The 21643-nt window shown below is 55.1% G+C and carries 23 protein-coding genes; 17 read left to right on the top strand and 6 right to left on the bottom strand.

Annotated features, from left to right (window positions below; genetic code table 11):
- Positions 1-17 precede the first annotated feature (17 nt).
- From fliJ to fliF, 5 genes are read right to left on the bottom strand one after another with little or no spacing between them, the layout of a single operon-like run.
- The gene (gene fliJ / locus BLR97_RS06660; protein ID WP_089703798.1) at positions 18-470 is read right to left on the bottom strand and encodes a flagellar export protein FliJ; all 453 of its coding nucleotides are present in this window, start codon (positions 468-470) and stop codon (positions 18-20) included.
- A complete protein-coding gene (gene fliI / locus BLR97_RS06655) occupies positions 467-1858 on the bottom strand; it encodes a flagellar protein export ATPase FliI (protein ID WP_089703795.1) in 1392 nt (463 codons plus the stop codon). Before fliI ends, fliJ begins: the two co-directional genes overlap by 4 nt.
- A gap of 8 nt (positions 1859-1866) precedes the next feature.
- Entirely contained in the window at positions 1867-2634 is a 768-nt protein-coding gene (locus BLR97_RS06650) for a flagellar assembly protein FliH (RefSeq protein WP_089703792.1), read from the bottom strand.
- A complete protein-coding gene (gene fliG, locus BLR97_RS06645) occupies positions 2621-3628 on the bottom strand; it encodes a flagellar motor switch protein FliG (protein ID WP_089703789.1) in 1008 nt (335 codons plus the stop codon). Before fliG ends, BLR97_RS06650 begins: the two co-directional genes overlap by 14 nt.
- On the bottom strand, positions 3621-5384 hold the full coding sequence (gene fliF / locus BLR97_RS06640) for a flagellar basal-body MS-ring/collar protein FliF (protein ID WP_089703786.1): 1764 nt from the start codon (positions 5382-5384) through the stop codon (positions 3621-3623). Before fliF ends, fliG begins: the two co-directional genes overlap by 8 nt.
- A gap of 253 nt (positions 5385-5637) precedes the next feature.
- Here fliF and fliE point away from each other — a divergent pair, with 253 nt between their 5' ends.
- On the top strand, positions 5638-5967 hold the full coding sequence (fliE, locus tag BLR97_RS06635) for a flagellar hook-basal body complex protein FliE (RefSeq protein WP_089703924.1): 330 nt from the start codon (positions 5638-5640) through the stop codon (positions 5965-5967).
- A 43-nt stretch (positions 5968-6010) separates the two neighbouring features.
- Here the strand turns inward: fliE and BLR97_RS06630 are convergent, their stop codons facing one another.
- Positions 6011-6373, bottom strand: coding sequence for a flagellar protein FlaG (locus tag BLR97_RS06630; RefSeq protein WP_089703782.1), 363 nt, complete (start codon positions 6371-6373; stop codon positions 6011-6013).
- A gap of 324 nt (positions 6374-6697) precedes the next feature.
- Between BLR97_RS06630 and BLR97_RS06625 the strand changes: the two genes are divergently transcribed.
- The 16 genes from BLR97_RS06625 to cheZ all read left to right on the top strand — a co-directional run bounded on the left by BLR97_RS06625 (position 6698) and on the right by cheZ (position 21571).
- A complete protein-coding gene (locus BLR97_RS06625; RefSeq protein ID WP_089703778.1) occupies positions 6698-8389 on the top strand; it encodes an HD domain-containing phosphohydrolase in 1692 nt (563 codons plus the stop codon).
- A gap of 187 nt (positions 8390-8576) precedes the next feature.
- Positions 8577-8993, top strand: a complete 417-nt coding sequence (gene fliS / locus BLR97_RS06620; RefSeq protein ID WP_089703774.1) for a flagellar export chaperone FliS — start codon at positions 8577-8579, stop codon at positions 8991-8993.
- 7 nt (positions 8994-9000) lie between these two features.
- On the top strand, positions 9001-9402 hold the full coding sequence (gene fliT / locus BLR97_RS06615; RefSeq protein ID WP_089703772.1) for a flagellar protein FliT: 402 nt from the start codon (positions 9001-9003) through the stop codon (positions 9400-9402).
- Complete coding sequence (gene fliK / locus BLR97_RS06610) at positions 9399-10700, top strand: flagellar hook-length control protein FliK (RefSeq protein WP_089703768.1); 1302 nt, start codon at positions 9399-9401, stop codon at positions 10698-10700. The genes fliT and fliK overlap by 4 nt, the downstream gene beginning before the upstream one ends.
- A complete protein-coding gene (locus tag BLR97_RS06605; protein WP_089703763.1) occupies positions 10687-10977 on the top strand; it encodes an EscU/YscU/HrcU family type III secretion system export apparatus switch protein in 291 nt (96 codons plus the stop codon). Before fliK ends, BLR97_RS06605 begins: the two co-directional genes overlap by 14 nt.
- Positions 10978-11081: 104 nt before the next feature.
- Complete coding sequence (gene flhD, locus BLR97_RS06600; RefSeq protein ID WP_089703760.1) at positions 11082-11414, top strand: flagellar transcriptional regulator FlhD; 333 nt, start codon at positions 11082-11084, stop codon at positions 11412-11414.
- A complete protein-coding gene (gene flhC, locus BLR97_RS06595) occupies positions 11411-11953 on the top strand; it encodes a flagellar transcriptional regulator FlhC (protein WP_089703757.1) in 543 nt (180 codons plus the stop codon). Before flhD ends, flhC begins: the two co-directional genes overlap by 4 nt.
- Positions 11954-12020: 67 nt before the next feature.
- Positions 12021-12890, top strand: coding sequence for a flagellar motor stator protein MotA (motA, locus tag BLR97_RS06590; protein WP_089703754.1), 870 nt, complete (start codon positions 12021-12023; stop codon positions 12888-12890).
- Positions 12887-13858 carry a flagellar motor protein MotB gene (gene motB / locus BLR97_RS06585; RefSeq protein ID WP_089703751.1) on the top strand — a complete coding sequence of 324 codons (972 nt, stop codon included), beginning with the start codon at positions 12887-12889 and terminating at the stop codon, positions 13856-13858. Before motA ends, motB begins: the two co-directional genes overlap by 4 nt.
- Positions 13859-13904: 46 nt before the next feature.
- Positions 13905-16007 carry a chemotaxis protein CheA gene (gene cheA, locus BLR97_RS06580; protein WP_089703747.1) on the top strand — a complete coding sequence of 701 codons (2103 nt, stop codon included), beginning with the start codon at positions 13905-13907 and terminating at the stop codon, positions 16005-16007.
- On the top strand, positions 16004-16501 hold the full coding sequence (gene cheW, locus BLR97_RS06575) for a chemotaxis protein CheW (protein ID WP_089703744.1): 498 nt from the start codon (positions 16004-16006) through the stop codon (positions 16499-16501). Before cheA ends, cheW begins: the two co-directional genes overlap by 4 nt.
- Positions 16502-16628: 127 nt before the next feature.
- Entirely contained in the window at positions 16629-17906 is a 1278-nt protein-coding gene (locus BLR97_RS06570) for a methyl-accepting chemotaxis protein (protein ID WP_089703741.1), read from the top strand.
- 218 nt (positions 17907-18124) lie between these two features.
- The gene (locus BLR97_RS06565) at positions 18125-18994 is read left to right on the top strand and encodes a CheR family methyltransferase (protein ID WP_089703737.1); all 870 of its coding nucleotides are present in this window, start codon (positions 18125-18127) and stop codon (positions 18992-18994) included.
- Positions 18995-19078: 84 nt separating this feature from the next.
- Positions 19079-20140: a protein-glutamate methylesterase/protein-glutamine glutaminase gene (locus tag BLR97_RS06560; RefSeq protein ID WP_089703734.1), complete on the top strand. Its 1062-nt coding sequence runs from the start codon at positions 19079-19081 to the stop codon at positions 20138-20140.
- A gap of 303 nt (positions 20141-20443) precedes the next feature.
- Entirely contained in the window at positions 20444-20833 is a 390-nt protein-coding gene (gene cheY / locus BLR97_RS06555; protein ID WP_089703731.1) for a chemotaxis response regulator CheY, read from the top strand.
- A gap of 42 nt (positions 20834-20875) precedes the next feature.
- On the top strand, positions 20876-21571 hold the full coding sequence (cheZ, locus tag BLR97_RS06550) for a protein phosphatase CheZ (RefSeq protein ID WP_089703729.1): 696 nt from the start codon (positions 20876-20878) through the stop codon (positions 21569-21571).
- Positions 21572-21643: the final 72 nt, after the last annotated feature.

Below are 21643 nucleotides of genomic sequence, written 5' to 3'. Positions count from 1 at the left end.
TCAGTTCCCTGGCACCGCTACTGCGGTGTCTCATTACGTTGGCGAGCCAAACGGCTAGTCACCAAATCGTCGTTGGTTTTTTGTTCATAACGCTCAAGACGACGATGCTCTGCTACTAGCCGTCGTGAGGTCAGTGTATCGTAGGAAGACAGCTTACGCTGCTCTTGTTGCCAATGTTGTTGGCGTTTTTGCACACGTTTTTGCTGTGCCGCCAGTGTATCTCGGGCCCGTTCCAGCGCGGCATCCAGCGAGCCAAGAAATTGTTGGTAATTGTACATCGTAGCGGGATCGATGCCGTCACGCATCGCGAGCTGTAAACGCTCGGCGTACTCGGCGCGGTAGCGGTTGAGCGAATGCAATTGTGCTGTCGTCTGCTGCTCGCTTTGACGCTCTTGAGCAAGGGCAATGCCGGCTTGATCCCGGGCCTCGCGAGCTAAATCGGCGAGCATTTCTAGCTGCGTTCGGCTCATGTTGACTCTCCAACCAAGGCGTTAAGGGATTGTCGGGAAGCTTCGACGGTGGCGCTTTCGTTAATGTTTTGCTGCAAAAAATGCTCAAGCTCTGGAAACCGTCTAACCGCTTCATCGAGCTGTGGATCATGACCTGGGGTGTATGCGCCGACGCTGATCAAGTCACGGTTGCGCTGATAACGTGAGAAAAACTGCTTGAATACACGTGATTGACGCTGCTGAGTCTCGTCGGTAATCGCGGTCATGGCACGGCTGATTGACGCTTCAATGTCGATGGCAGGATAGTGCCCCGCTTCAGCTAGCGTACGCGAGAGGACAATATGGCCATCGAGAATCGCTCGGGCTGAATCCGCGATTGGGTCTTGCTGGTCATCACCCTCGGTTAAGACGGTATAAAATGCAGTGATAGAGCCGCCGCCCCGTTCCGCATTACCCGCGCGCTCAACCAGGCCGGGCAGTTTGGCAAACACCGACGGCGGGTACCCTTTGGTAGCCGGGGGTTCGCCGATCGCCAAGGCGATTTCGCGCTGGGCCATCGCAAAGCGCGTTAACGAATCCATGATTAGCAGAACGTTGCGCCCTTCGTCGCGAAAACCTTCGGCGAGGCGTGTTGCATAGGCCGCCCCTTGAAGCCGCTGCAGCGGCGAAGTATCCGCGGGGGCTGCGACTACCACGGCCCGACGTCGACCTTCGGGGCCGAGGATATTATCGATGAAGTCCTGTACCTCGCGGCCACGCTCACCGATAAGGCCGACGACAATGACGTCAGCCTTGGTGTAGCGTGCCATCATGCCCAAGAGCACCGATTTACCCACCCCGGAGCCGGCGAAAAGCCCCATGCGCTGCCCCCGGCCGACGCTTAATAGGGCGTTAATCGATCGGATACCCACATCGATTTGGGTTTCAATGGGCGCACGGGATAGCGGGTTCAACGGCGGCGTATTCAGTGTAGCGCGGGGCGTATCGTCCAATTGTTCCCTGTCATCAAGCGGGTTGCCGTTGCCATCGAGTACACGCCCCAGCAGTTCATCACCGATGGGAAAGCGACGCGCGCTGTGACCACTCCCGTCGCTCAGCGGCGATACGCGGGCACCGGGCATCAAGCCTGAGATTTGTTCCAGAGGCATCAGGAAGAGCTTATCGCCGCTGAAGCCGACTACCTCGGCTTCAGCGAAAGGCTCGTGCTGAGTCGAATGAGCGTCGGTTCTGGGTAACTCAATTTTACAGGCGCTGCCCACGGCAACCCGCAGCCCAACCACCTCGACTACCATGCCTGTAGCTCGCACAACGCGACCACTCGTTCCCACCCGTGGCAAAGTGCTCACCCGCTGCGTGGTGCGGCGGATCGCTTTTTGCCAGCGGTGTTGATGAGGGCAGGACATGGTCATCGCAGCACCTAGGAAGTCGACGGTTTGGACGAACTGGATGGACGCTTGCGCGCTTGGGCTTTTACCGCTTGCCAGCGGCTTTCAAAGGTGGCGTCCAACTCGCCTTGAGCGCTGGTCACCCGGCACCCACCGCGAGCCAGTTGATCATCGGGCTGTAGCGTCCAGTTAGCGGCTTCTAGTTCGCTGCCCAGGTGCTCTGCGACGAGCGTATGGTCGTCGGGGTTCAGCCACAACCGCTGTTGGCCAACAAGCGGTGGTTCTGTGTGCAAGAGTTCGCGCACCAGCGACAAAATGCGTTCCGGCGTTTCGTGTAATGCCTCGGCGGCTAGCTGTTTGCCGGTCGCCGTTGCCAACTCCACCAGGTCATGGGCAATGTTGTCGTCAAGTTGGGTAAGCGCGTCTGAAAACTGCTTAGCAAGCGCTTCCAGCGGCGCCAGCGTTTCTTTTGTCTGCTGCGTAAGTTCCTGTTGGGCCTGCTGACGGCCTTCTTCGAGTCCCTTGGCCAAGCCTTCTTCATGGCCTCGAGCAAGGCCCGCCTGGTAGCCGTCTTCTTCGGCTTGCTGGCGCAGCTTGTCGTATTCTTCTTGGCGCGCTTGGGCTTCGCGTAACTTTGCTTGCTTGGCCGCTTTTTGGGCCGCGTCGATTTTGCGCTGGTGTGCTGAGGACTCTGTTGGCGCGTCGTTGCTGCCGGGGCTGGCCGAGTGGATCAGTTCGTCCATCTGCCAGCGCCGCCATTGGTGGTGACGGTCGAACTGTGGGGACTCAGACATACTCATCGTCTCCTCCTGCCAGGACGATTTCACCCGAGTCGGCTAAGCGACGCACAACCTGTAGAACCGCTTTTTGCTCGGTTTCGACCTGAGAGACGCGAACCGGGCCGCGGGCTTCCATGTCTTCGCGAACTAAATCAGCCGCACGTTGCGACATATTGCGCAGGAATTTGTCCACCAGTGCGTCTTGGGCACCTTTGAGGGCTACCACCAGCGAGTTGGTCTCGACTTCCTGCAAGAGCATCTGAATGGCGCGATTGTCCAAGTCGAGAAGGTTCTCGAAGAGGAACATCTCGTCGATGATCTTTTGGGCCAGATCTTCGCTGTGCGAGCGGACTGTTTCGATCGCCGTCTCTTCTTGAGACGAATTCATCAGGTTGAGAATTTCTGCAGCGGTTCTTACGCCGCCCATTTTGCTGCGCTTGAGGTTTTGCCCATCCAGCATGCTGGACAGTACTTCGGTCAGTTCTTGCAGGGCAGCGGGTTGTACGCCACTGAAGGTGGCGATACGTAGCACCACGTCGTTACGCAGCTTTTCTTCAAAAAGCTCAAGAACGTCGGAGGCTTGATGACGATCCAGATGAACCAAAATGGTGGCAATAATTTGCGGGTGCTCATCACGAATGAGATCCGCCACCATGCCCGCTTCCATCAGATTGAGAGAATCAATCCCCGATGTTTCCGCGCTGCTTTCCAAAATGTCTTCAATCAGGCTGGAAGCACGGTCGCCACCCAATGCCTTAGTAAGCACCGAGCGAATATGCTCGCTGGAGTTCAAATTAAGGGCGACGAACTCTTCTGTTTCTTTATGGAACGCCTCGAGAACACCCTTCATGTCCTCGTGAGACACTTGCTGAAGTTTGCTCATTTCCATGCTGATTTCTTGGACTTCAGATGCGTTCATGTGCTTAAACACTTCAGCGGCGCTATCTTCGTCCAGAGCGAGTAACAGGATGGCGCTCTTGCGAGCGCCCCCCATCTTGGCAATTGCACTACTCATTGGCATTCATCCAGCTGCGCACGATCATCGCCACCATACGTGGGTCTTCTTGCGCCATTTCACGGAGGTCGTTCAGGTTGTGTTCATATAAGGACGTCTTACGACGACGTTTCGGCTTCTGATACGTTTCTTCCTCTTCATCACTGCCCTCGCCCTCATCTTCATCATCGTCGCCAACGCTGGCCTGAAGCCCCTCGCCAGGCGCGGCGGTGGCCATGACGGGCGATTCGGTATAGCGCTTGATGAGCGGCCGCAGGATGAGCAGGTAAAGCAGCAATACGGCAAGCGCAACGAGCAGGTAGCGGCCCAGTTGTCCCGCTAGCTCAAGAACACCTGGTCGTTGCCACCACTCGGGTGTTGCGCGTGTGTCGTCTTCAATGTCGGCAAACGGTGTATTAACCACATCGATCGCATCGCCACGCGCGACGGAGAAGCCCATCGATTGACGCACCAGCCCCTCGATTTGCTGAACTTCTTCAGCGGAGAGGGGAACCTGTTCCTGCTCGCCTTCTTCGTTGGTTACCTCACGGTAGTTCACGACGACGGCCGCCGTCAGTCGTTCGACACGACCCAGCCGGTGTTGAATGTGCTCAATGCTGCGATCTACTTCATAATTAACGACGTCGTCTTGGGTTAGGTTGCGCAGTGCGTCGTCAGGCACTTCTTCATCAGCTTCTCCGTCTTCACCTTCGGCATCTTCGTCGGGCTGATTGATGGGCGAGGGCGCTGTCCCCGGCGGAGTGTTGCTGAGCGCACCCGGAATGCCGGTGGCAAGAGGGTCTTCACCGTCAAACGAGAGGCTTAGTTGGCGACTGCGCACGGCGGCTTCGTTGGGTGGCTGATTGGGGCCATAGCGTTCAGAGGTTTCTTCACGCTGGGAGAAGTCCACCTGGGCGGCGACCTGGGCGCGGACGTTTTCCTCGCCCAGAATTGGCGTCAGGATATTCTCGATACGCCGTTGATAGGAGCGCTCAACTTCGGCCAGATATTGCAATTGGCTACCGTCAAGGTCGTTGTTGCCCCCAACATCGGCTGACAGTAACCGGCCGTCTTGGTTGACCACCGAGACGTCTTCGGGTGCTAGTTCAGGGACGCTGCTGGACACCATATGGACAATGGCGCTGACCTGACCATCGCCAAGCACGCGACCGGGCAGTAACGTTAGTACCACCGACGCTTTAGCGGGTTCTTGGTCACGAATAAAAACCGACGGTTTGGCCATCGACAAGTGAACGCGGACGCCTTCTACCGGTCCCAGTGATTCAATAGAACGGCTTAGCTCACCTTCCAACCCGCGTTGGTAATTGACTTGCTCGGCAAATTGGCTAATCCCGAACGCTTGGTCTTCCATGAGCTCCAAGCCAACGTTGCCACCCTGTGGCAATCCTTGCTCGGCAAGGTAGAGGCGTAAGGGGTGCACCTGGTCGCTAGGCACCATCAACGCCTGACCGTTTTGGCTAAAACGGTAGGGCACGCCTCGAGCGTCGAGTTCGGTGATGATGCGTCCGCCATCGGCTTGATCAAGGTTGTTATACAACACGCGATAATCGGGGCTACTGGCCCACATCAAAAGGGCAGCGACCACCGCGATCGACGCGGCGCCGGCCACCAACAGAGCGACAAGCGGGTTGCCGCGCAGCTGAGCGCGCGCGCGTTCGGAAAATGAAGTTTTCGCGTTGTCACCACTAGCATTATTAGGTGCCGAAGGTGTGGTGGTATTTGTCTGACGACCTGCCGTCGCACCTGTTTCGCTCATGAATCACTCCGTTGAGACAAGCAAAACAGGCGCCGGCCCAGGCGCATCATCAAAGAAGGCATAGGCTAAAATCCGTCCATCGCGGTTATCCGCCGAAAAGATGAGGCGAAATTATGATGGACGCCATTATCCTGTGGCTGGGCAAGCCTAAAGGAACGAAAAGCTTAGATTTATGTGCGTAATTGTACGTATGAGCTTTGTAGTACTGATGCTAGGCTTCAATCATTCAGTTTCCTCACTGCTCGAGGTTTATATGAGTACACCGGCAATACAATCAGCGCTGCAGCAAATGCAGGGCTTGGCTACCCAAGCGTCAGGACAGGCAATGCAAGGTGGCAGCCTTTCCCAGGCAGCCGGGCATGGTAGTTTTGGCGGCGAGCTGCAAGCGTCCATTCAGCGGATTAATCAGCTTAAGCTGTCTGCCAATAATAAAGCGATGGCGTTTCAGGCGGGGGATCCGAATCTCGAATTGGCGGACGTCATGATCGATATGCAGAAAGCGAGTGTCGCTTCGCAAATGGGGTTACAGGTGCGCAATCGCTTGGTGTCCGCCTATCGCGATGTGATGAATATGCAGGTGTAACCCCGATACGCAATCGCTATCTGTTTGATTTTTTGTCAGTGATTTACGCTTCAAGCGACACAAACTGGCCGCGCATATCTTGTAGTTGTTCAGCAATGCGTAGTACTTCCTCAGCTGGGATTTGGCGAATAACGTCCCCAGAATCGCGGTCGATCACGCGGGTGATGACCCGCGACGAGTCTTCGCTGATATCAAACTCTATGCCGCGCTCACGCATGACGTCGTTAATGCGTTGAATGGGCTCGACGAGTTCGCCGGCGGTAGGTGTAGCTTGCTGTGCTTCGCTTAGCTGACTGCCTGGAGAGGGTAGTGCTTCCAGTGCTTCATCGAGGCGTTCGCGCGGCGTTAAGCCGTTAAGCTGTAAGGTTTGTATGCGGTTGATGGCATCAATGTTAGGTGAGTTCATCGTTCGTATTCCCCTGTTTTTAGTATAGGCATTCGGCATGTGAGCGATGCCGAGTGAGCGCCGTTATCCGATGCTTTATGAGATCTACGTACTTAAATGCAAGTTACATATGTTTACGCTAGCTTTATCGGCTAAATCCCCAAAATCTTTAGTGTTAGAGCTTTAATGCTAATGCACCAGTTAATTTTGCTACCTTGCTTAGCATAGTCGATATGCGAAACGCCGTACGATAGACGCATGAAGCGTCCTCGATGTCGCCAGCTTCTGGTATTCTGCAGCGCTTAGCGCATGATTCGTTGAGGCAATGGGAAAGGTTAGGAGAGCATGGTGGCCCACGAGGAAGAGTACGAACGAGTCTCGAACCCAGTCGCGGTAGCGTCGCTGCTGGATACGTTGGTTGAAAGCGGCGGTGCGTCGCTCTGCTTGGAAAAGGCTGACGCCCGTGCAGAGCCCATTGTCTTGATGGAGCAGCATCCCAAGCAAACGTTGGTATTAGACCTTTCATCGGTAGATTATTTGCTTAGCCAGCTGCAAGACGGCGCGTCGTTTTACCTGACAGGGCAGGCCCAGGGCAAAATGCTACGCACGTCGCTGCTTTCGTTGACCGAAACCCGCCGCTCTGGTGGGCGTTTTTTATGCTGTAGTGATTATCCTGCCTATCTTGATGTGCTCCAGCGCCGCGATGCGTTTCGCGCTGAGCTGCGTATAGGCATGCCGGTGACCGCGATGGTCAGCGTGCCTGGTCAGGAGGCGGTTCGGGGTGAGCTGCGAGATCTGTCTCAACAAGGCTGTCAGCTAGAATTGCCGATGACGGCAAGCGGTATTTTGGCGGCGGCAGAGGCGCCTCTGACGGTGGCGTTTGAGTTTCCCGACGGCACCCACTTTGAAATTCAAGCCACCGCTCGCCACCAGCGCCCCGATGCGGAACGCAATTTGCTGAGGGCTGGTTTTCATTTTGGCCACTATAGTGCTGAGCAAGAGCGGCAGGTTTGGTACTTCGTCTGTGAAATCGAGCGTGAGTCGGCGCGTTACACGAAAGAAAGCCAGGATGAGCGGCAGCCCTCACCGCTGTTTGCCTCTCCTGCTGGGCGAACCAATACCGGTGAGCATGTCGGACGTCGTGATACCAAGCGCTACGCAACGCCTACGGCGCGCCGACTGGTCAAGGTTGCCGCTTTTTTGGATGCGCAAATATTGGCGCTTCAGCAAGGGAGCGACCTCGACTCGCGCCAGCTTTCGCTTTACACCGATCGGCTGATGGATCTGCACGAGGAGGATCGTGAGGCGTTGCTATTTGCCTGCCGGTGCTTGTCGCCCGAGCCGTTGCTGGTTCGGCATGGCATATCGGTGGCGGTTCATCTCTTGGACCTAGTGGGGGCTGGAATGCCCCGTGACGTGCGCAAAGCGCTGGTGGCCAGTGGTTTGGTACATGACCTAGGTAAGGCTTTAGTGCCCCAGGTGTTATTTAAAGCCGAGAACTTTGAGGCGACTCACCGTCAGGCACTGAGTGAGCACGTCCCGATTGTATTGGAGCGGTTGGGTAGCTGCCAGTGGCTATCTTCGAGTGTCGCGTCTGCCGTCATCAGCGGTATTAATGAGCGTATGGATGGCAGCGGATACCCCAGCGGAGTGACCGGGGAGTCGTTAAACGAGCTTGCCAAAGCTAGCGCGATCGTGGATGTCGTGGAGGCTCTGCGTCGTGACCGCAACGACCGTCCGGCCAAAACAGCGCAGCAAATTTACCGTCACTTGCTGAGCCACCCCCGCCAGTTCGACCCGCGTTGGATTAAACGCTATATCGAGCATTTTAAAGCTTTGCCGGTAGGCTCGCTGGTACGCTTTTCTAGCGAGCAGATGGCTTGGGTGTTGCGGGTCGACGAGCGTGGTAACCCCATCGAGGTGCAGTTGGCTGCGGACGCGAGCGCGCCAATGCGCGATAATTTAGGTAAAACGATACAGGGTAATATTACCGAGAAGCTTGGGCGTCCGGTAAGCGAAATTGCGGTTTCGGCGTAGAGGCTGGACTAGCGATGGCGCCGCAGAGAAAAAGCGTACTTGACGATAGAAAAACGTCTTGGGAATTAAAGTCGCTTCGGTGAACGCCGATAACCTTTATTAGCAGGCGGTCATGGCGATTGGCTTGCAGTTAATTTGCTTTGTGGCTGCACCGCTTCGGGTAGCCACGCAATCAGGAGTATCACGTATGACGTACTCGCGCGGTGCTGCCGCCTATGGCCGAGGTGCCAAGGCTTACGCAAGAGTGGGCGTTGAAAGCGGTGTTATGTCAGCTGATCCTCATCAGCTCATCGTCATGTTGTTTGATGGGGCGCAAGCGGCTATTCGGGCGGCGCGTATCCATATGCAGGCGGGTAATACGGCGGAAAAAGGCCGATCAATCTCTAAAGCGATCGATATTGTGAATAACGGTTTGGCCGCTGCCCTCGATGGCGAAAAAGGCGGCGAGATTGCGGCGCAATTAAGCTCTTTATATAGCTACGTTGGACGCTTGCTGTTGAACGCAAACTTGCGCAATGACGAAGCGAGCCTGGACGAAGCTGAACGGCTGCTTGAGGATATTGCCTCTGCGTGGCGTGAAATTGGCCAACAGCAAACTGCATGAGGCAATAATGTCGGCTTCCACCACGGTGCATGATAGTGCCCAACAGACGCTCATTGATACTTACACGGCGCTGCTCGATAGCGTCACGTATATGCATCAATTGGCCGATAATGAACAATGGGCAGAGTTGATTGATCAGCGCACTCACTACGTGCTGCTGGTGGAAAAGCTGCGCGAGTTGGATACCTCCGTGACGCTTGATTCCTCTGCGCAGCAACATAAAGCGGAGCTATTGGAAGCGATCCTAGAGCAAGATGTGGAAATTCGCCGACAGTTGATCGCTCGCCGTGACGAGTTAGGGCGGTTGATCAATGTGACTCAGCGGCAGCGCAGTTTACATCGTGCCTATGCGCCTCAGCAGTCAATAGGTGGCATAGGCGATGACGAACAGACATCGAGGTCGTCGTGAGCACCATTAATCCCTTGATCGATACCTTGCTCCACCAGGTGTTGGGGCGGCGAGGCGAGGTGTCGAATCAACGATTAATGGATCAACCGGTCAAGCCCGTTGCGCCGGGCGAAGGCCCTCGCGCCTTGATGGGTGATGCACGACTAGATGGGCGTGACACTGCTTCCACGACGCTGCGTGATCTTAGAGGTCTACCGCCCCAGTTAGACGGTGGACGTTTACCCGCTCAGCGAGGCGATGCACCAACATTGCCACCGGGCTCAACCCAAACGCATTTCAGTCCGGCGGCACGCAGCATAGCCGATGTACTGCTGCGCTTTCCTGCCCCGCCGACCGTCATGCGTGCCGAGGCCCCGCTAATGAATAATGCGGAACCAGCGTCTTCAACGCAATTGGCGAGCCGGCTTGAGGCCAGCGTGCGGGATAGCGGGCTCTTTTACGAGGCGCACCTTAAGCGCTGGTTTCAAGGTGACGCTAGCCGCCAGCAGTTGTTAAGAGAGCCGCAAATGCAGGCTGGGCCGCGGGCTTCGGTGCCCACGCCCTTGGTCTCTACTGCGTTAGGCGCGGGCGTTGTCCCGCAGGCGGGCAGCAGCGGGTTCGGGATGATGTCCTCAAGTATGATGCCAAGCGGCACCGCGCCACTGCTTGTAGCGTCGCCGACTAACGCGGCCATTTTACCGAATACACCGTTGGTTCCCGCTGGCAGTGAGGCGGCGGCCGCACGCGCGCCGGTGGCTAATGCACAACCGTTTACGCCGCCACCGCCGGCGGGTTCAGCGTTACTCAGTGCCGCTGAGGTTTCCGCGAATGCTAAAGAGGCGCAGCAGGCAAATATCGACTCGCGTCTGGCCCGCGACGCACTGGATATTATGCCTAACCGGCAGCCCCGTGAAGTGGTGCATGAAAGCCTACAAAGCCTGGTGCGTCAGCAGTTGGAGATGCTCGTCACGCCGACGATTCGGTGGGAAGGCGATGTATGGGCCGGGATTTTTATGGCGTTGGCGATTAATTTGCCGACCCGTGAGCAGTCGCAGGAAGGCGGTGATGAGCAATCTGCGGCTGAGGACAGCTGGCAGTCTGACATGCAGCTTGAGGTGCCGGGGTTTGGTGCGTTTAGTGTATCGCTGCGGCTCTACCAGGGTGTCTTGAACGTTGACTTAACCGCCAGTGATGCACAAGTGCATCAGCGTTTGGAAGCGGGTTTGCCTTCGCTAGAGGCGCGTTTGGAGGCGTTAGACTTGCGCAAAGTGCAGGTGCGAGCGCGTTACGTCGAGGAGGTGTCGGATGTCATCGGATGAGTCGCGACGTCAGGCCGTTGCGCTGGCCTATCAGGATCATGACCGAGCGCCACGGGTCGTTGCCAAAGGCTACGGCGAGCTTGCCGAACGGATCATGGCCGAAGCACAGCGCCAAGGTATTTATGTGCATGATGCGCCAGAGTTGGTGGCGCTATTGATGCAGCTGGATTTAGATGCGGAAATTCCAGCCAATCTTTATCAAATAATTGCTGAACTATTAGTCTGGGTATTTGAGTTGTCGGAGACTGGACTGCATAAGCGTGAAAGCGCTGAGTAGCCAATATATACGTTGTATGTAACCATGAGTTTGGGTCGTTACAAAATCATTCATGGCGCTAGTACAACGGTAATAAAAGCGCCCGTGTCGTTTGATAGGACACTATGAGTCAAACCAGCTTTCTCGATGAAATACAGGAAATCAATTTAGCGTACTTGCTTCTCGCACAGCGCTTATTGAGCGAAGACCGCGAAGCCGGCATGTTCCGTCTGAAAGTCGATGGCCAAATGGCGGATCTGCTTGTATCGCTTAATGCGCGACAGTTGACGAAACTAGCGCGGACTAACCAGTTGATCTGTCGATTTGGGCAGGCCAGCGCTGAGCGCTTGCAGCAGGTGACGGATAACCCTCGCGATCAGGGGCTTGCAGGCTTGCATGCCTCGTTGCTACTGGCGGGAGAGGGGTACGAATCGATGCCGCCGGAGGATAGCACGTGAGTCAAAAAAGCTTAGTAGACGAAATGCATCAGGTGCAGCTGGCTATTGAGCTGATCGAACTGGGGGCAAGGCTTCAAGTGCTTGAAACTGAGACGGAGCTCAGTCGTACTCGTTTAATCAAGTTATACAAAGAAGTAAGAGGGATGTCGCCGCCGAAAGGTATGCTGCCTTTTTCGACCGATTGGTTTATTACTTGGCTGCCGAATATTCACTCTTCCTTATTTTACAACATATACATCAGCTTAATTAAAGAGGCTGGCTGCGAGCGGATTGACGCCTTCGTAAAAGCCTATCGGCTATATGGCGAGCAAATTGAAGTAGAAGACGTGGAGCCGGTATTAGGCCTGACTCGAGCGTGGACATTGGTGCGTTTTTTTGAGAGCGACTTGCTTCAACTGTCGTCTTGTACCCGTTGCGGTGGGCGCTTTGTGGCCCATGCGCACAGCCCTATGCATGACTATGTATGCGGCATTTGCCAGCCCCCCTCGCGGGCAGGCAAGACACGGCAGATGTGTAAACCGGCATCCAGTACGACATAACATCAAGACGTAACGGCGCACTGTTGGTTCCGTTACAGACCATTGAAATAGTGAAGGAACATTGCTTGTGCTGATCCTCTTAGGTTACATCGTTTTATTGCTTTCGGTATTCGGTGGCTACGTGCTTGCGGGCGGCAGCATGGGCCCTTTGTATCAGCCTCTTGAGCTATTGATGATCGGGGGGGCCGGTGTAGGGGCGTTTCTGGCGTCTAACAATGGCAAAGCGATCAAAGCCACCTTCAAAATTATGCCGAAGCTAAAGCGTACCAAAAAGTACAATAAAGCGATGTACATGGAGTTAATGGCGCTGCAGTACAAACTGCTTTCAAAAATTCGTCGTGAAGGCATGTTGGGCATCGAGCGGGATATTGATAACCCTGAGGAAAGTCCGCTGTTCCAAGAGCACCCGACAATATTGGCTGATCCACATATCATGAATTTCCTCACCGACTATTTGCGCTTGATGGTCAGTGGTGGCATGGAGCCCATGGAAATCGACGAGTTGATGCTGCATGAAATTGAGGCGTTTGAGCAGGAAGCTCATATCCCCATTGATGCGATTGCTAAAGTCGGCGATGCAATGCCCGCCTTTGGTATCGTGGCGGCGGTGATGGGGGTTGTGAAAGCGTTGACCTATGCCGATGGCGGTCCGGAGGTCATGGGTCAAATGATTGCCACCGCCTTGGTGGGCACTTTTGTGGGTATTTTGTTGGGTTATGGCTTTGTCAGCCCCGTAGCCAGCTACATTGAGCGTCAGGCGAAAGAAGCTGAAAAAATGCTTCAGTGCATGCGAATTACTTTGTTGGCGAGCCTGCATGGCTATGCACCGCAGCTGGCCGTGGAATTTGGTCGTAAAGCACTCCACAGCACTGAGCGTCCCACCTTCAACGAGCTGGAAGACTACGTACGCGACGCCAAAAAAGCGGGTAGTGCATGAGTGCAGCGGGAGATAAGCGCCCGATAATTATTCGGCGCAAAAAAGTTGTGCAAGCGCACCACGGTGGCGCATGGAAAATTGCCCTGGCGGATTTTATGACTGCCTTGATGGCATTGTTTCTGGTGCTTTGGATACTCAGCGTTTCCAGCGAAGAACAGCGCAAAGGTGTGGCCGAATACTTCAGTACACCGCTGGTGACGGCCATTACCGGCGGCGATCGTTCGGGTAGCACTAGCGCGATTCCCGGTGGAGGACCTGATCCAACGCACAGCGATGGCGAACGCGCCCGCATTGATTTGATGCAAGCGACCCGTCCAAGTATGCAAGAGCGTCGCTTTTTTATGGACGTGCAAGAACGCATCGAGCGGGCCATTGAGCTCGACCCTGAGCTACGCCAGCTGCGTTCTCAACTGCGGTTTGACTTGACCCGCGAGGGTCTGCGCATCCAGGTGCTGGATACCGAGCAGCGCCCTATGTTCGAGTTGGGCAGCAATCAGGTGGCTCCCTACATGCGTAATTTGTTGCGTACTATTGCTCCACTACTCAATGAGTTACCCAACGACCTGAGTATTGGCGGGCACACGGACAGTGTTCCCTATGCCGGTGGGTATCGGGGATATAGCAACTGGGAGTTGTCGAACGACCGGGCTAACGCCTCCCGGCAAGAGCTGGTGGCGGGGGGGCTTGACCCCGATCAACTGTTGCGCGTTTCCGGTTATGCAGACCGGGCGCAACTTCCAGATACTGAACCTGACGATCCGATTAACCGGCGTATCGAGCTGATTATCTTGTTACCTGAAATTGCTGAGGCCATCCGCAACCCGGTGGTGATGGAAACAGATATTTCCACGGTGCTTTCAGAGTCAGCGGAAGAGGGCAGCGAGGACGCAGCACCCGCACAAAACCCCGAGCAATCAATAGACTCAGAACAACCAGACTTAGAACAAGAGGCGACGAACGCCGAATAACACGGCGTTCGTGATAATACTTTTACGTGAAGGTAGGGAACGGTGCATGGATATAGCAGATTTTTTTGACACCTTTTTTGAAGAGGCTGAAGAGCTGCTTGCGGATATGGAGCAGCACTTACTAGAGCTTGACGTTGACGATCCTGACAGCGAACAGCTCAACGCTATTTTTCGTGCTGCGCACTCGATCAAAGGGGGCGCAGGCACCTTCGGCTTCACCGTGCTTCAAAAGACAACGCACATCCTTGAAAACCTACTGGATTACGCGCGTAAAGGGGAGCTGGCGCTAAGGGCTGACCTCGTTGATACATTTTTAGAGGCCAAAGATATCATGCACGATCAACTCAATGCCTACCGCAGCGAGGAAGAGCCCGATCAAGAGACGTACGAGCGGATCTGCCAGACGTTGCAACAAATTGCCCTGGAAGAGATTGGTCAGTCGCTAGAAGCACCGGCGGAAACGACGCCTCTTGCCAGCACCACGGCTCCCGCTGACGACACGCCCGCTGAGCAAGAGCCGGCGGTCAATGAGTCCGCGGGCCAATTAAAGGTGGCGCTAATAGATGTAGACGAGAAAGACCGTGTCTTGCTCGTCGAAGAACTTGAGCAGCTAGGCGATATCCAATCCCAGTCGGGAGACGATAAACGCTACGAAGTCATACTCAGCGGCAGCGTAAGCGCCGACGATATTGAAGCGGTTATGTGCTTTATTATCGAGCCCAATCAAATCGATATTCAGCCGGTTGCCTCTGGTGAGGCAAAGGTGGAAGCGCCGGTAAACGACACGCCTGCATCGCCGCCGCCAGCGGAGCCAAACGCATCGGCACCGCCCGCAGAACCAAAAGCTCAGGCACCCGCTAAAGCGGCTGCCGACGAGGGCGCGGCTAAGGGCAAGGCGAAGAAACCCGCCGCTGAGTCGTCGTCCATTCGTGTGTCGGTGGATAAGGTCGACCAAATTATTAACCTGGTCGGCGAGCTGATCATTACCCAGTCGATGCTCGATCAAACGGTAAGCGATTTGGATGACCAGTCGGTAGGCAATAGCTCGCTGCAAAACGGCATGAGCCTGTTACAGCGTAATGCCCGTGATCTGCAGGAATCGGTGATGTCAATTCGCATGATTCCCATGGAGTTTGTGTTTAGCCGCTTTCCCCGCGTGGTGCGCGATACCGCCGGCAAGCTAGGTAAAGAAATCGAACTTGTCACCGAAGGCAAATCTACCGAGCTGGATAAAAGCTTGGTGGAGCGGATCACCGACCCGTTAACCCACTTAGTGCGCAACAGTCTCGATCATGGCATCGAAATGCCCGATGTCCGCGAGTCGATTGGCAAACCGCGCACCGGTAAGTTGACCCTCGCTGCGCGCCATCAGGGCGGTAATATCCTGATTGAGGTGCGAGATGATGGGGCTGGGCTTGATCGTGATCGTTTGCTCGCCAAAGCCAAGGAAAATGGCCTGAACGTCTCCGATACCATGTCGGACGAAGATGTCTTTCAGCTAATCTTTGCGCCAGGTTTCTCGACCGCGAATGAAGTCACCGATGTATCCGGGCGTGGCGTAGGTATGGATGTGGTGAAACGTAACATCCAGGGCATGGGCGGGCGCGTTGAGATCCAGTCCAAGAAAGGCGAGGGGACGATCACCAGTATCGTGCTGCCGCTGACGCTGGCGATTTTGGACGGTATGTCGATCAAAGTGGGCGGTGAAACCTTTATTTTACCGCTCTCCACGGTGTTGGAGTCATTGCAGCCTAATAAAGACGACATGTATGCCATGGCGGGTGACGACGTGGTGCTGAAGGTGCGCGATGAATACCTGCCTGTGGTCGCCATTCACGAAGTGCTGGACGTCGAAAACGCGATTACCGACCCGACGAAAAGCATTGCGGTGATTGTGCAAGGCGAAGGACGCCGCTACGCCATGTTGGTGGACGAACTGATTGGCCAGCAGCAGGTAGTGGTTAAAAACCTGGAAGATAATTACCGCAAAGTGCCCGGCATCTCGGCGGCGACAATTCTCGGCGACGGCAGTGTGGCGCTGATTTTAGATATTTCCGGCTTGCATCGGCTAAGTCGGGCAAAAAAAGAGGCTGGTAAACCAGCCAATACGCAAACAATGTCTTTTTATAAGGAGTCTGAACCGTCATGAACCAAGCAAAAAATGGGGCGGTCCTCGCGACTGAAGCGGATAATAGTGAGTTTCTGGTGTTCTCTCTGGGTGAAGAAGAGTACGCCATTGATATTTTAAAAGTTCAGGAAATACGTGGTTACGAAAACGTTACGCGTATCGCCAACGCGCCTGACTTTATTAAAGGGGTGACCAATTTGCGCGGCGTGATCGTACCGATCGTCGACCTGCGCATTAAATTCCACCTCGAAAATGTTGAGTACGGCGGCCAAACCGTGGTCATTGTCGTCAACGTGGCCGATCGTGTCGTGGGCATCGTGGTGGATGGCGTATCTGACGTCATGACGCTGACACCCGATCAAATTAAGCCAGCGCCTGAGTTTGGCGTCACTCTCTCCTCCGACTTTTTAAGCGGGTTGGGCAGCCTGGAAGATCGCATGCTGGTCATCGTGGATATCGACAAGCTACTTACCAGTGAAGAAATGGCCCTGGTAGAAGGCGCGAGCCAACAGTAAAACGGATTTTCTGCAGCACAGGGATACGTGCATGATTATTAGGTCAGCGCCCGGGCCGCAAGGGAATGTGGTGACGAGTCGCTGATAGTGAGGAGGTCGGTGAGTGGCGCAGGTAATACGACAAGTAATGAATAATATGACCGTCCGGCTGAGTTGGGGGCTGGTGCTGGTGACGTTTACGGCCATGGTGTTGTTGGCGTGTGGCATTGGCCTTTACGCGCTACACCACGGAGCAGATATCGTTTTAAACAGTAGCGATGCGGCGTCGCAGCAGCAGGCCTTCACCGCGTTTGCCGCGCAAATACGCTGGATATTATTGGGCGTTGTGTTGGTCACCATTGCCACTGTGGTCATCGTGGTGTGGGGCGTGACTACCAATGTGCTGCGTCCACTGGATAACTTAGTGGGCTATTTTGAGCGCATGGCAAAGGGCGATCTAAGCCAGCGCATTACCGCCCCGGGTAAAAACGAAATTGGCCGTCTTTATGTGGCCATGGCGCACATGCAAGAGTCGCTATCGCACACCGTAGGCGTTGTGCGCACTAGCGGGACATCGATTTTTGAGCGTTCGCATCAGATTGCCAGCGGTAATAATGATTTATCATCGCGCACTGAGCAGCAGGCCTCTTCATTGGAGGAAACCGCCTCCAGTATGGAGCAGCTTGCCTCGACGGTAGGCCATAATGCCGATAACGCCCGCCAGGCTAGCCAGCTAGCGGGAGATGCTACTCTGACCGCGCGTCGTAGCGGTGAGGAGGTCGGCGAGATCGTTAATACGATGCAGGACATCAGCGCCAGCTCTCATCAGGTCGCCGATATCATTACTCTCATCGACAATATCGCCTTCCAGACGAATATCCTGGCGCTCAATGCCTCGGTAGAGGCTGCGCGGGCCGGCGAGCATGGCAGAGGTTTTGCCGTCGTCGCGCAGGAAGTCCGCAGCCTGGCGAGCCGCAGTGCCAATGCGGCAAAGGATATTCGTTCCCTGATTGATGCCTCGCTGAGCAAGGTCGATGTAGGGACTAAGCGGGTTAATCAGGCGGGTCAAACGATGCAGGATCTCGTCGCGGCCGTGCAGCGGGTTAGCGATATTATGGATGAAATCGCCGCTGCCTCCGAAGAGCAGAGCAACGGCATTGGTCAGGTTAACCAGGCCGTTGCGCAAATGGATCAAGTGGTTCAGCAAAATGCTGAGTTGGTGCAACAAGCGTCGCACAGTGCGAACGAATTGGAAAGTGAAGCGGGACGTTTACGCGAGGCTGTCGAGCGCTTTCGAGTTGCTGAGCCCCCCGTAAGTCCGCGAACCACTGCTCCCGCGGCTACACCATTGCCCACCCCATCAAAGCGTTCCACCACGCGAGCGCCGGTTAGCGCTGAAACAGCTGACGAATGGGAGGCGTTTTAAGCGTTAAAGGAAACGCTAAAAACGTTCAAGTAGGCGACGTACGGGCCGATAACTACCCTGTCGGGTAATAATCCGCGAGAGGCGCTGCCGTTGAAGTAAGAACGGCATGCCGCTCAATGCCCGCTATCGGTTGTTTCTCAAGACTCACCGTGTCGCGCAACCATCCCGTTGGCTGAATAGTAAGCGGGTTAAGGCTTTGTAGAGGAGTGGGAAATATTTTGACCGAGCAACATGAAAAAGTCGATATCGGCCAGTGGACGTCCAGCAGCCAAATTGAGCGCGACCTGGAACTGACCAATGCTGACTTTACCCGTATCCGCGAGCTGATCTACCAGCGTGCGGGCATTGTGCTGGCCGAACACAAGCGTGAGATGGTCTACAGCCGATTGGCGAAGCGGCTACGCCACCACGGCCTAACTCGGTTTAGTGATTACCTCTCGCGTCTTGAGCGTCAGCCGGATGCCAAAGAGTGGGAAGCGTTTACTAATGCGCTGACAACTAACCTCACTGCGTTTTTTCGTGAGGCCCACCATTTTCCGTTATTGGCAGACCACCTTAAGAATAAGCAGGAACCCGTATCGGTATGGTGTTCGGCGGCATCCACCGGCGAAGAACCTTATTCGATCGCTATGACGCTGCTCGAAACGCTCGGCAGTCGGGCTTCGCAGGCCAAAGTGGTGGCCACGGATATTGATACCGATGCGTTGGACAAAGCGCGTAAGGGGATTTATCCCCAAGAGCAAGTACGGAAATTGGAGGACGCGCGCATAAAACGTTTTTTCCAGAAGGGCACCGGCAACCACCTCGGTTTGGCCAGAGTGCGCCCGGAAGTGACGTCGCTGGTTGAGTTTATGCCCATGAACCTGCTCGCGCCGCAGTGGCCGGTCAAAGGGCCTTTTGACGTTATTTTTTGCCGTAACATTATGATTTATTTCGATAAAGAAACCCAAGCTAAAATACTGAAGCGCTTTGCTCCCCTGCTTAAGCCCGATGGACTTTTATTTGCCGGTCATTCGGAGAATTTTTCTTACATCAGCGATGTGTTCAAGCTGCGTGGGCAAACGGTTTATAACCTGGCAAACCGATAAATTATTGAACTGCCTTGGCGCAGCCTAGCGGATGACCTAACAAGGATTCGCGCGGCAGATGGCTTGACGGAAAGGAGGCGTGCTTTGAGTGCAGCCAAAATAAAAGTGTTATGTGTTGACGACTCGGCGCTAATCCGCGATCTGTTGACAGAAATTATTAATTCTCAGCCCGACATGGAAGTGGTGGCGGTGGCCCCTGACCCCATTGCCGCTCGTGACCTGATTAAACAGCATAATCCAGATGTGTTGACCCTTGATGTGGAAATGCCGCGCATGGACGGGCTGGATTTTCTGGAGCGCTTAATGCGCCTGCGCCCGATGCCAGTGCTAATGGTGTCGTCGCTGACCCAAAGCGGCTCGGAAATAACGCTGCGCGCCCTGGAGCTAGGCGCGTTGGACTTCGTTGCCAAGCCCAGTTTGGGTATCCGTAGCGGAATGATGGACTATTCCAACGAAATTGCTGAAAAGCTGCGTGCCGCCGCACGTTCGCGGCCACGTCAGGCGCGGCATAAAAACACCCCGCCGCCTGCCGAGCTCAAAGCGCCCATGGTGTCGAGTGAAAAGCTGATTATTATCGGGGCCTCAACCGGCGGAACCGAAGCAATCCGCGCAGTCCTTGAGCCACTGCCGGCCAACGCGCCAGCGATTTTGATCACCCAGCACATGCCGGGCGGGTTTACCCGTTCGTTTGCTGAACGGTTGGATCGACTATGCCGTATAAGCGTTAAAGAAGCCACCGACGGCGAGCGTGTGTTGCCCGGCCATGCCTATATTGCGCCGGGTGACCGGCACCTTACCCTGGCGCGCAGCGGGGCCAACTATGTGGCACGCCTCAACGATGGGCCACCGGTCAATCGCCACCGTCCTTCGGTGGACGTACTGTTTCATTCGGCCGCCGATCAGGCCGGTAAAAATGCTATTGGCGTGATTCTCACCGGAATGGGTAAAGACGGTGCCGCCGGGCTGCTTGAAATGCGCCAGGCTGGGTCGGCAACCATTGCCCAGGATGAACAAAGTTGTGTGGTTTTCGGTATGCCGCGCGAGGCGATTGCCATGGGCGGTGCCGCCGATGTCACGGCACTAGATGAAATACCTGCACGCTTAATGTCACTGATTGCCTCGTCTGGACGAGCGCAGCGGGTATAGAGACAATAATGGTTAGCTTTGACTGTAATGGATCAAGTCACCCAACAAAATCAGGCTACCGCTGTGGCTTCCTCATTAGAAGAGCACAAGCTAACCGACTTGAAGGCGTCGTGGCGGTGTTTAAGCTGGTGGGTATGCAGGTGGCTCATCAGCAAACGTAGCAGACATACGCAAGGCCTAAAGCGGTGGCCGCGCCAGCCGCGTAGGCATCATCAAATACGCCCAAACGTTCATTGCCATCGCCCAGCGAGCATGACGATTGGGAAGAATTTTAACTAGCCCCGACAGACAAGAGGATGACCCATGGCAGATAAGAATATGAGCTTTTTGGTGGTGGATGATTTCCCCACCATGCGTCGTATTGTACGTAGTTTGTTAAAAGAACTTGGTTTTACCAACGTTGAAGAAGCAGAAGACGGGCAAGATGCGTTAAACAAGCTGCGTGCCGGCAACTTCGAGTTTGTGGTCTCCGACTGGAACATGCCCAATTTGGACGGTCTGGAGATGCTCAAAGAACTCCGTCAAGATGACGCCCTTAAAGAGCTACCAGTGTTGATGGTCACGGCGGAAGCCAAGAAAGAAAACATCATTGCGGCGGCCCAAGCGGGCGCTAATGGCTACGTTGTGAAGCCGTTTACCGCCGCCACTCTTGAAGAAAAGCTCAATAAAATCTTCGAGAAAATGGGTAAGTAACACGGCGCGGCCTGCGGGCCGGGATTACAAGGAGAGAACATCATGAGCCAGAATGAGCAGTCCGGTTCTACTCAACTGTCCGATGAGGCCGCCGAAGATCTGATCCATCGCGTCGGTAAGCTGACACGCATGTTGAGAGAAAACATGCGCGAGCTGGGGTTGGATAAGGAAATTGAAAAAGCGGCGGAAGCGATACCCGATGCGCGTGATCGGTTGCACTACGTAGCGACGATGACCGAGCAAGCAGCGGATCGTTCGCTCAACGCGATTGATCGAGCCCAGCCGCTGCAGGATCAGCTTAGCGACCAGGCCGAGGCGTTGGATAAGCGCTGGTCCGATTGGTTTGAAGCGCCCCAGGAGCTGGATGAGGCCAAGGCGTTGGTCAAAGAGACACGCGGCTACCTAGGAAGCGTGCCGGAGATGACGGCGGCGACCAACAAAGAGCTGATGGAAATCATGATGGCGCAGGACTTCCAGGACCTCACCGGTCAGGTCATCAAAAAGATGATGGACGTCATTCGCGAGATCGAACACCAGCTAGTTCAGGTGCTCATCGACAACGTTCCTGGTGCCCACGCACGAGAAACGATGCAACGCAAGGCCGAGGATCAGTGGAAAAACGAGAATGCACGGCGTAACGAAGACCTTTTGAATGGGCCTCAAGTGAAGGACAATGCACCAGATATCGTGACCGGGCAGGATCAGGTTGACGATCTACTGGACGAATTGGGCTTCTAACGCACTGTGTGAACGTTTAATCGGGCTACACGATGTTCCGCTCAGCCGTCCTTAGGGGCGGCTGTTCACGTG

Origin of the sequence: Vreelandella arcis, from assembly GCF_900103865.1 — a bacterium.
Lineage (GTDB): Bacteria > Pseudomonadota > Gammaproteobacteria > Pseudomonadales > Halomonadaceae > Vreelandella > Vreelandella arcis.
Note: the sequence above shows the minus strand (reverse complement) of the source record. Positions and strands in the feature narration are given on the sequence as shown.

Excerpts from the sequence above, each read along its gene's own strand:
- fliT (WP_089703772.1), top strand. The coding sequence starts at position 9,001 with ATGTCGGCTTCCACCACGGTGCATGATAGTGCCCAACAGACGCTCATT.
- cheY (WP_089703731.1), top strand. The coding sequence starts at position 20,444 with ATGGCAGATAAGAATATGAGCTTTTTGGTGGTGGATGATTTCCCCACC.
- BLR97_RS06650 (WP_089703792.1), bottom strand. The coding sequence starts at position 2,634 with ATGAGTATGTCTGAGTCCCCACAGTTCGACCGTCACCACCAATGGCGG.
- BLR97_RS06625 (WP_089703778.1), top strand. The coding sequence starts at position 6,698 with ATGGTGGCCCACGAGGAAGAGTACGAACGAGTCTCGAACCCAGTCGCG.
- BLR97_RS06570 (WP_089703741.1), top strand. The coding sequence starts at position 16,629 with ATGAATAATATGACCGTCCGGCTGAGTTGGGGGCTGGTGCTGGTGACG.
- fliE (WP_089703924.1), top strand. The coding sequence starts at position 5,638 with ATGAGTACACCGGCAATACAATCAGCGCTGCAGCAAATGCAGGGCTTG.
- fliS (WP_089703774.1), top strand. The coding sequence starts at position 8,577 with ATGACGTACTCGCGCGGTGCTGCCGCCTATGGCCGAGGTGCCAAGGCT.
- fliJ (WP_089703798.1), bottom strand. The coding sequence starts at position 470 with ATGAGCCGAACGCAGCTAGAAATGCTCGCCGATTTAGCTCGCGAGGCC.
- fliI (WP_089703795.1), bottom strand. The coding sequence starts at position 1,858 with ATGACCATGTCCTGCCCTCATCAACACCGCTGGCAAAAAGCGATCCGC.
- flhD (WP_089703760.1), top strand. The coding sequence starts at position 11,082 with ATGAGTCAAACCAGCTTTCTCGATGAAATACAGGAAATCAATTTAGCG.
- motB (WP_089703751.1), top strand. The coding sequence starts at position 12,887 with ATGAGTGCAGCGGGAGATAAGCGCCCGATAATTATTCGGCGCAAAAAA.
- BLR97_RS06630 (WP_089703782.1), bottom strand. The coding sequence starts at position 6,373 with ATGAACTCACCTAACATTGATGCCATCAACCGCATACAAACCTTACAG.
- cheA (WP_089703747.1), top strand. The coding sequence starts at position 13,905 with ATGGATATAGCAGATTTTTTTGACACCTTTTTTGAAGAGGCTGAAGAG.
- cheW (WP_089703744.1), top strand. The coding sequence starts at position 16,004 with ATGAACCAAGCAAAAAATGGGGCGGTCCTCGCGACTGAAGCGGATAAT.
- cheZ (WP_089703729.1), top strand. The coding sequence starts at position 20,876 with ATGAGCCAGAATGAGCAGTCCGGTTCTACTCAACTGTCCGATGAGGCC.
- BLR97_RS06605 (WP_089703763.1), top strand. The coding sequence starts at position 10,687 with ATGTCATCGGATGAGTCGCGACGTCAGGCCGTTGCGCTGGCCTATCAG.
- fliF (WP_089703786.1), bottom strand. The coding sequence starts at position 5,384 with ATGAGCGAAACAGGTGCGACGGCAGGTCGTCAGACAAATACCACCACA.
- fliG (WP_089703789.1), bottom strand. The coding sequence starts at position 3,628 with ATGAGTAGTGCAATTGCCAAGATGGGGGGCGCTCGCAAGAGCGCCATC.